Here is an 8,425-nt window from a genome sequence, read left to right on the forward strand (position 1 = left end):
TTCAGGCGCTCTTCGACAGAGGTCGTATTCCACGCGCTCAGATATTTTTCGTATATCTTCCAGGCTTCTTGATTGGTCATGGCTAGTGCTTCCCTTTTCGCCGGATCTGAAGCTGCTTGTGCGGAAGCCGGGACCGGTAGAAACACCAAGCTCGCCAGGATAAGCGCGTAGCGCAGGATTGCGCTCCCGCGCCGACGCGCCGCCATCGGGTTCGATCGGAAGAGGGTCATATATCTTTCCTTCGACAGGTCGTGAAACGAGTGCGCCCGTCATTGATGGCGCCCCGACGCGTCAGAAACTGTCAGGATCGAATTGGAAACCGTCCGCAGGCCAAACGATCGACCCGGAATGACAGAAGGCCGATCTGCGTTCGCACCCGGCCGCGCATCCCCGTCGTCCTGGGGCGGGAATGACCGAGGCGCCGGCCTGTGCTGCTGAGCCCTTAGGCCTGGTCCGCGCGACCGATCAGATCGCGTAGCAGGTCGTGATAGCTTTCGAAGCTGGCCACCTCCGCTTCGGGAGCCTTGCCGGCCTCGTCGTAGGTGCGCAGTCGCAGGGCCGCCTCGACCGCTGGCTCGGCCAGGAAGGCCTCGATCTCTTCGGGGCTCATCGGACCGCCCTGCAGGGCCAGGCTCTGCAGCGACGCCTTGCTGAGGTTCTCCAGATAGACGGCGTCGACCGCCACGCGATAGCGCTTGGCCGCCACGTGCAGGCGGATCGGCTCGGTGACGTCCGGACCGAAGGCGCGCGCCAGGTAGCCGGCGCCGATGTGCTCATGGCGGGTGTCGACGCCTTGGTCGGCGGCGTCCTCGCCGATCTTCTGCATCAGATGGCCGACGTCGTGAAGCAGGGCCGCGGCGACCAGGGCCGGCGACGCGCCGTCCGCCTTGGCGTGGTGGGCCGTCTGAAGCGCATGGGCAAGCTGGCTCACGTCCTCGCCGTAGTGCAGGCCTCCCAAGCGTGTGAAAAGATCGGTCAGTTCGGCCATGAAAGCGTCGGCCGCGGGACGAGAAGTCATCTTGGATCCGTCGAAGCTGTTGAACTAGGCTTACAGGCGCATACGCCCGATGCCGGGGTCGGTGCGGCTGGCGCGGCCCGTTTCCAGATGGCCGGCCAGGCGCTGGGTGAACGAAGGATCGTCGGCCAAGGTCAGGGTCAGATCGTACCAGTGGTCGCTGCCACGCAGGTCCCAGACCGAGCGAACCACGCTCTTGGGCTTGAGCGCGACGGTCTGGCGAGCCTCGCCCTCGGCCAGTGGATAGGCCTCGTCCATCTGAGTGGTGACGAGCCCGGCCAAGCCGCCCGCCAGGCTGACGACTAGGCGCGAGCGCGCATCGGCCGAAACCGTGATCAGGGGCTGCGGCCGTGACGTGTCGCCGGCGAAGCGGCGGTAGAAGCCGTTGGGACCGTGAACGGTCAGGTCATAGGGGCCCGGGGCGCGCCGCGTTCTGTTCCAGTGCCCGGCGGCGTATTTCTGTCCGGCCGCCAGGGTGAAGCGCCAGGGGCCGTCGCGGTCGGTGTTGTCGAACACCTGGAACACGGCGCCCGCCCGGCCGGCGTTGACGAGGTCGATGAAGAGGGCTCCGTCCTTCACCCTGGCGTCGGCCGAAAGCAGGTAGGGCAGGGCGCGCGCGCCGCGCTGGGGACCGTCCTGGGTCGAAGGGGTCTGGATCTCCGGAATTCGCAGGGTCGGCGCGGCCTTGGAGCGAGCCACGCGCTGCATGTAGTCGGCGGTGGCCGGCAGGGTCAGGGCCGTCCAGTCCTGGTTGGGCGTCGCGAAGTCGAAGGCCGAGGTCAGGTCGCCGCAAACCGTCCGGCGCCAGTCGCTGATATTGTCCTCTCGGACCCCGAAACGACGCTCCAGAAATTTCAAGGTCGAGGTGTGGTCGAACACCTCCGAACAGACGAAGCCGCCCCGGCTCCAAGGCGAGACGATGATGGCCGGCACGCGGATACCCAGGCCCAGAGGATGGGCGCCTTGGTTGTCGACCTCGGCCTGGCCATAGTCCTTGGCCTCGCCGGCGACGGACACCGAACTCCAGCCCTGCTCGGGCGTCAGCGGCGGCATCGGTGGTTGCATGTGGTCGTAGAAGCCGCCGGCCTCGTCGTAATTGACGATGAAGACGGTCTTGGCGAACACCTCGGGGTGATCGACTAGCGCCTTGACCAGTTCGGCGCAGACATGTTCGCCCTTCGAGGGCTCGGCCTGGGGATGCTCGGACAGGTCGGCGGCGGTGACGATCCACGACACCTGCGGCAGGCGATCGGCGGCGACGTCGGCGCGGAACGCCTCGACCAACTGCACGCCGTCCGAGCGGGTGCGGTCCGGGCCGGTCTTATGCTCCGACACCCAGGAGCGCGCGCGGTCATAGAGCGGCGAGTCCTTGGCGCAGGGGCGGAAATTCTTGAACACCGACAGGATGTTGTCGCCGAAATTGTCGTACTCTTGGTAGACCTTCCAGCTGACTCCGGCGTCCTGCAGGCGTTCGGCGTAGGTCGTCCAGTCGTACGGCCCCTTGGCCATGACCTTATCCTCGGCCATGTCGGCGCTGGGAGTCTCGTCCTCGCCGTAGTTGTTCATCTCCGGATCGCCGCCGACTTTTCCGCCGCCGTTGCAGCCCGTCCAGAGGTGCAGGCGGTTGGGGTAGGTCTGGGTCAGGGTCGAGCAGTGATACGCGTCGCAGACCGTGAAGGCGCTGGCCAGGGCGTGGTAGAACGGCAGGTCCGAGGCCCTGTAGTAGACCATCCGCTTGTGCAGCTCGCCGCTGTGGCCCCATCGATCGTAGCGACCGCCGTTGACGATGGTGATCGCCGCTTGGTGTCCCTGGTCCGAACCATCGACGGTGTAGGCGTTGGTGGCCGAGGCGTCGCCGTGGAAGGGCGCGACGAAGCCGTCAGGATGCTCCTGGCTGGGCTGGCGCCACACCGAGCCGCCGCCGGGCAGGCGTTGCGGGCGCGGATCGCCCAGGCCGCGTACGCCGTTCAGCGTTCCGAAGTAGTGATCGAACGCCCGGTTTTCCTGCATGAAGATCACGACGTGCTCGACGTCCATGATCGTGCCGGTGCGGTGGCGCGCGGGGATGGCCATGGCCTTGGCGACCGTGGCCGGCAGCAGGCCGGCGGCGGCGCCAGCAGCGGCGGAGCGCAGGAACGCGCGGCGGTCGGTCGGCATGATCCATCTCCAAAATGGGATTTTGGTATAGACCAGATGAAATGACGCGATGGCGAAAGTTTCATGACATCTCGACGCGGTCGGGGCGACTGCCCTGGGGCCGCTCCAGTTCCTTGACCCCGGAGGGGCGGCCTCCCATCCTCGCGTCGCGGCGGGATTCGACCGTCGGCCAGGTCGTCAGATGCAACAGCCCGATCATCTCCAATATCTTGGCATGCGTGACGACATCGCCGCGCGCATCGCGGCCGGTGAGCTGAAGCCGGGCGAGCGCCTGCCGTCCGAGCGCCAGTTGCAGGCCGGCGGCGGGGTGTCGCGCGGCACCATCCGCGAGGCGCTGTTCCAGCTGGAGGGCGAGGGTGTCATCTACCGCAAGGATCGCAGCGGCTGGTATGTGTCGCCGCCGCCGGTGGTTTACGATCCGACCCGCTGGGAAGGCTTCATGTCCTATGTCGAGGCGCAGGGACGGCGGCCGCTGACCGAGACCCTGAGCAAGGTCGAGATCGCCTGCGACGGCATGCTAGCCCAGATCTTCTCGCGTCCCGTCGGCGCGCCGATGTACTGGATCCGCCGGAGGCGCTCGATCGACGGCCGCGCCGTGCTGATCGAGAGCATCGTGGTCGACGCCTCCCTGGCGCCGGGCCTGATCGAGCACGATCTCGACGGCTCGCTGACCAGCGTCCTAAAGACGGTCTATGGCATCGACGTCGCGCGCAACAAGGTCGACATGCGTCCCTGCGCCCTGATCCGCGAAGAGGCCGAGGCTCTCCGGGTGAAGTCCGGCCTGCCTGGGCTGAACCTGGAACGCACCTGCTACAACGCGCAGGGGCGGGTGGTCGAGTTCGACCGCGAATACTGGCGGCACGACGCCCTGAAGGTCAGCGTCGACATCCGCGTCCGCTAGGCGAGACCAAGGTTTCTGGGGGCGGGTCGCCGTCATCCAGCTGTCGTGGACTTGGTATAGACCAATCCGCTCCATCAAGGGGCGTTTCCATGACATCAGGTCCTCGGCGCTGGCTGGAGCGGGCCAATCCGCTGGTCTTCACTCTGTTCGCGGGCCTGGCCGGTTTCTGCGCCTATTTCTCGATGTACGCGTTTCGCAAGCCCTTCGCGGCGGCGACCTTCGGGACGGTCGAGGGCTGGGATTTCGCGGTCGACTACAAGATCGCCCTGGTTCTGGCCCAGGTCGCGGGCTACGCCGCCTCCAAGCTGATCGGGGTCAAGGTGATCTCGGAAATCGCTCCTCGCCATCGCGGCGCGGCGATCCTGGGCCTGATCGGCGTCTCCTGGATCGCCTTGCTGGCCTTCGCGGTCGTTCCCGCGCCCTGGAACGTTGCGGCCCTGCTCCTGAACGGCCTGCCGCTGGGCATGATCTGGGGCCTGGTGTTCGGCTACATGGAGGGGCGGCGCACCTCCGAGGTTCTGGGCGCCATCCTCTGCGCCAGCTTCATCCTTTCGTCGGGCGTGGTGAAGTCGGTCGGCAAATGGCTGATGGTCGACCTCCACGTCTCGCCGTTCTGGATGCCGGCCGTCACGGGCGCGCTCTTCATGCCCCTGCTGGCCGTTTCGGTCTGGGCGTTGATGCAGCTGCCGCCGCCCAGCGCCGCCGACGAGGCCGCCCGGGTGCGTCGACAGCCGATGGACAGCGTCCAGCGCCGCGCCTTTCTGGCCGCTTACGCGCCGGGGATCGTGCTGCTGGTGCTGTCCTATGTCCTGCTGACGGCGTTGCGCGATTTCCGCGACAACTTCGCCGCCGAACTGTGGACGGCCCTGGGTTATGGCGAGGCTTCCAGCGTCTTCACGGCCAGCGAGCTGCCGGTGGCCGTGGTCTCCCTGGCGGCGATCGGCGCGGTAATGCTGGTGCGCGACAACCTGCGGGCTCTTCTCGTCATGCACGGTGTGATCCTGGCCGGGTTCGCCATGCTGGGCCTGTCGACCCTGGCGTTCCAGGCGCATCTTCTAGGTCCGCTGACCTGGATGATCCTGACGGGCGCGGGCCTGTACATGGCCTATACGCCGTTCAACGCCATGCTTTTCGACCGGATGATCGCTTTTAGTGGCCGGATGGGCACGGCGGGCTTCCTGATCTACGTCGCCGACGCCTCGGGCTACCTGGGCAGCGTCGCCCTGCTGGTCTGGCGCAACTTCGCCATGGTCGCGCTGGACTGGCTGGGCTTCTTCATCGCTAGCATCTACGCGACCAGCATCGTCGGCTCGGCGTGCGCGGTCCTGGCCGGTCTCTACTTCCTGCGCCATCGTCCCTCGGCGCGCGCCAAGCGCGCGGCGACTCCCGCCGCTATCGAGGACGCGCTCGCCTGACGAGGGGCCTGCGTTCAACGCGCCGGTCGAGACGTGACCTTGGGCGGCGAGGCGAGTACTGGTCGTCGAGCGACAGGGAGCGCGGATAGACATGACGACGAAGAGCGTCCTGGCCTTGTTGGCCACTGGCGGCCTGCTGGCCGCGACCTCGGCTCAGGCCCAGACTAAGCCCGAGGACACCGAGGTCTGGAAGCCGACGCCGCCCGTGGTCGCGCCCGCGACGACCTCGGGTGGGCCTCCGTCGGACGCGATCGTCCTGTTCGACGGCCGCGATCTTGGCCAATGGGTCTCGGCCCAGGACAGGTCGCCCGCTAGCTGGACCGTCGCCGACGGCGTCCTGACCGTGGACAAGGCGCGCGGCAATATCGAGACGAAGCGAGCCTTTCGCGACTACCAGCTGCATTTGGAATGGCGTATCCCGGCCGATATCACGGGGGCCGGGCAAGCCCGGGGCAATAGCGGCGTCTTCCTGGCGTCCACCGGGCCGCGCGACCAGGGCTATGAGGTGCAGATCCTCGACAGCTATGACAACGCCACCTACGTCAACGGCCAAGCCGCCAGCGTCTATAAGCAGCATCCGCCCCTGGCCAACGCTAGCCGCAAGCCGGGCGAATGGCAGACCTACGACATCGTCTGGCGCGCGCCGGTGTTCGACGCGGGCGGAACGCTGGCGGCGCCGGCCACGGTGACCGTGCTGCACAACGGCGTCCTGGTCCAGGACCACGCCGTGCTGGCGGGCGAGACGGTCTATATTGGCAAGCCGACCTACAAGGCTCACGGGTCTTCGCCGATCAAGCTGCAGGCGCACGGCGACCCCAGTGCGCCGATCAGCTTCCGCAACATCTGGGTCCGCGAGCTGGCCCCGCGCTAGCTCCGGGGCGGCGCGGTGCTCGACCGGACGATCAGGCGGTGGGGCAGGGTGACGTTCTGCAGCGCCGTGGTCCGCCCGGCCAGGATGTCGAGCAGCATGCGCACCACCTCGTGGCCGATCTGCTCCTTGGGTTGGCTGACGGTGGTCAGTTGCGGATGCAGGTACTGGGCGAAGCGGATGTCGTCGAAGCCAACCAGCGAGACATCGTCGGGGCAGGTCAGGCCACGTTGGCGGATCGCCTCAAGCGCGCCCATGGCCATCTCGTCGCTGAAACAGAAGATCGCGGTCGGGCGGCCGGGCTCGTCCAGCAGCTCGCCGGTCTGGCGCACGCCGGATTCGATCGAGAAGTCGCCGATGGCGATGCGCAGGGCGCTGGCGCGGCCGTGGCGCTGGGCGGCCGACAGCGCGCCGGCCAGACGGTCGCTGCTGATCGGGCTGGCCAGCGGGCCGGTCACGACGCCGACCCGGGTGTGGCCCAGGCCGTAGAGATGGTCCATCGCCTCGGCGGCGGCGCGCTCGTTGTCGATGTGGGCGCTGGAGACAGCCAGGCCGGGACGAAACTCGCAGCCATTGACGATCGGCGTCTTGGGCCCCTTGGCGGCGACCATGTCGGCCAGGACGTCGGGCAGGCGATGGCCCAGGAAGATCAGGCCGTCGGCCTCCTTGCGGCGGAACATGGCCGCGTACTGCTCCTCGCGCGCCTCCTCGTGGCGGGTGTCGCCCAGCAGCACCGAATAGCCGGCAGCGAGGGCGGCTTCCTCCACGCCCCGGATCACCTGTGAGAAGAACGGGTTGGAGATGTCGGGCACGGTGACCAGGATTTTCTCGGTGCGCAGGGTCCGCAGGCTCTTGGCCGCGAAGTTCGGCTCGTAGCCGAGGCGGTTCACCGCTTCCATCACCCTGTTGCGGGTCGCTTCCAGCACCAGTCCGGGCGCGCTGAACACCCGCGACACCGTCGCGGTGGATACGCCAGCGTCGCGCGCAACATCTTGAATGGTCGCCATTGGCGCGACACTGGCGACTGGGCGGGGGCTTGGCAAGGCGCAGCTCCACACGATGGGGAGGCCTCTAGCCGGTTGCCCGTCCGGCGGACCCCTGTTATCGATGATTTCGATTACATCGGAGCGGATGCGGTCCAGAACGGCCGACAACCGCCCAAACTGGTCGGGGAGGCCAGAACCATGAAGACGAGCTTCCGGCTCTTCCTGATGATGGTGCTGCAGCTGGCGATCTGGGGCGCCTGGGCGCCGAAGATCTTTCCCTACATGGGCATGCTGGGCTTCGCGCCCTGGCAGCAGTCGCTGGTCGGCAGCGCCTGGGGCGTCGCCGCCCTGGTCGGCATCTTCTTTTCCAACCAGTTCGCGGACCGCAACTTCTCCGCCGAGCGGTTCCTGGCGGTCAGCCATCTGATCGGCGGCCTGGCGCTGGTGGGGACGGCGTTTTCGACCAGCTTCTGGCCGTTCTTCGGCTGCTACCTGGTCTTCAGCCTGCTCTATGTTCCGACCCTGTCGGTCACCAACTCGATCGCCTTCGCCAACTTGAAGGATCCCGCCGCCGACTTCGGTGCGGTGCGGATGGGCGGGACGGTGGGTTGGGTGCTGGTCAGCTGGCCCTTCGTCTTCCTGCTGGGCGCCCATTCCTCGGTCGAGCAGGTCAGGTGGATCTTCCTGGTCGCGGCGATCATCTCCTTCGCCTTCGCGGCCTATGCCCTGACCTTGCCGCACACGCCGGCCCGCAAGGACGCGCCGGGGATCGACAACCTGGCCTGGCGACGCGCCTTCAAGCTTTTGGCCGCGCCGTTCGTGCTGGTGCTGTTCCTGGTCACCTTCATCGATTCCGTGATCCACAACGGCTACTTTGTGATGGCCGACGCCTTCCTGACCAACCGGGTCGGGATCGCGGGCAATCTCAGCATGGTGGTGTTGAGCCTTGGCCAGGTGGCCGAGATCCTGACCATGTTCTTCCTGGGGCGGGTGCTGGCGCGCCTGGGCTGGAAGGTGACGATGATCGTCGGCGTCCTGGGCCACGCCGCGCGCTTCGCGGTCTTCGCCTTCTTCGCCGACAGC

The 8,425-nt window shown here is 67.2% G+C and carries 8 protein-coding genes; 4 read left to right on the top strand and 4 right to left on the bottom strand.

Features of this window, described 5'->3' with window-relative positions; genetic code table 11:
* From VJ655_RS05575 to VJ655_RS05585, 3 genes are all read right to left on the bottom strand, one after another.
* A partial coding sequence (locus VJ655_RS05575; RefSeq protein ID WP_324110076.1) for a hypothetical protein occupies window positions 1–230 on the bottom strand: 230 nt, incomplete at its 3' end.
* Window positions 231–442: 212 nt separating this feature from the next.
* Entirely contained in the window at window positions 443–1,018 is a 576-nt protein-coding gene (locus tag VJ655_RS05580; protein ID WP_324110077.1) for an HD domain-containing protein, read from the bottom strand.
* Window positions 1,019–1,048: 30 nt separating this feature from the next.
* Window positions 1,049–3,172, bottom strand: a complete 2,124-nt coding sequence (locus tag VJ655_RS05585; RefSeq protein ID WP_324110078.1) for a phosphocholine-specific phospholipase C — start codon at window positions 3,170–3,172, stop codon at window positions 1,049–1,051.
* 214 nt (window positions 3,173–3,386) lie between these two features.
* On the opposite strand from VJ655_RS05585, the gene VJ655_RS05590 reads away from it, so the two are divergent.
* From VJ655_RS05590 to VJ655_RS05600, 3 genes are all read left to right on the top strand, one after another.
* Window positions 3,387–4,073, top strand: coding sequence for a UTRA domain-containing protein (locus tag VJ655_RS05590; protein WP_324110079.1), 687 nt, complete (start codon window positions 3,387–3,389; stop codon window positions 4,071–4,073).
* An 89-nt stretch (window positions 4,074–4,162) separates the two neighbouring features.
* On the top strand, window positions 4,163–5,488 hold the full coding sequence (locus VJ655_RS05595) for a DUF5690 family protein (RefSeq protein WP_324110080.1): 1,326 nt from the start codon (window positions 4,163–4,165) through the stop codon (window positions 5,486–5,488).
* A gap of 91 nt (window positions 5,489–5,579) precedes the next feature.
* Window positions 5,580–6,359 (top strand): DUF1080 domain-containing protein, encoded by a 780-nt coding sequence (locus VJ655_RS05600; RefSeq protein WP_324110081.1) that lies wholly within the window; start codon window positions 5,580–5,582, stop codon window positions 6,357–6,359.
* On the opposite strand, the gene VJ655_RS05605 is transcribed toward VJ655_RS05600, so the two are convergent.
* Window positions 6,356–7,363, bottom strand: coding sequence for a LacI family DNA-binding transcriptional regulator (locus VJ655_RS05605; RefSeq protein WP_324110082.1), 1,008 nt, complete (start codon window positions 7,361–7,363; stop codon window positions 6,356–6,358). The genes VJ655_RS05600 and VJ655_RS05605 overlap by 4 nt on opposite strands.
* Window positions 7,364–7,540: 177 nt before the next feature.
* Here VJ655_RS05605 and VJ655_RS05610 point away from each other — a divergent pair.
* The coding region (locus VJ655_RS05610) for an MFS transporter (RefSeq protein WP_324110083.1) at window positions 7,541–8,425 on the top strand (885 nt) is incomplete at its 3' end.

It is taken from the genome of Caulobacter sp., from assembly GCF_035254145.1.
GTDB lineage: Bacteria > Pseudomonadota > Alphaproteobacteria > Caulobacterales > Caulobacteraceae > Caulobacter.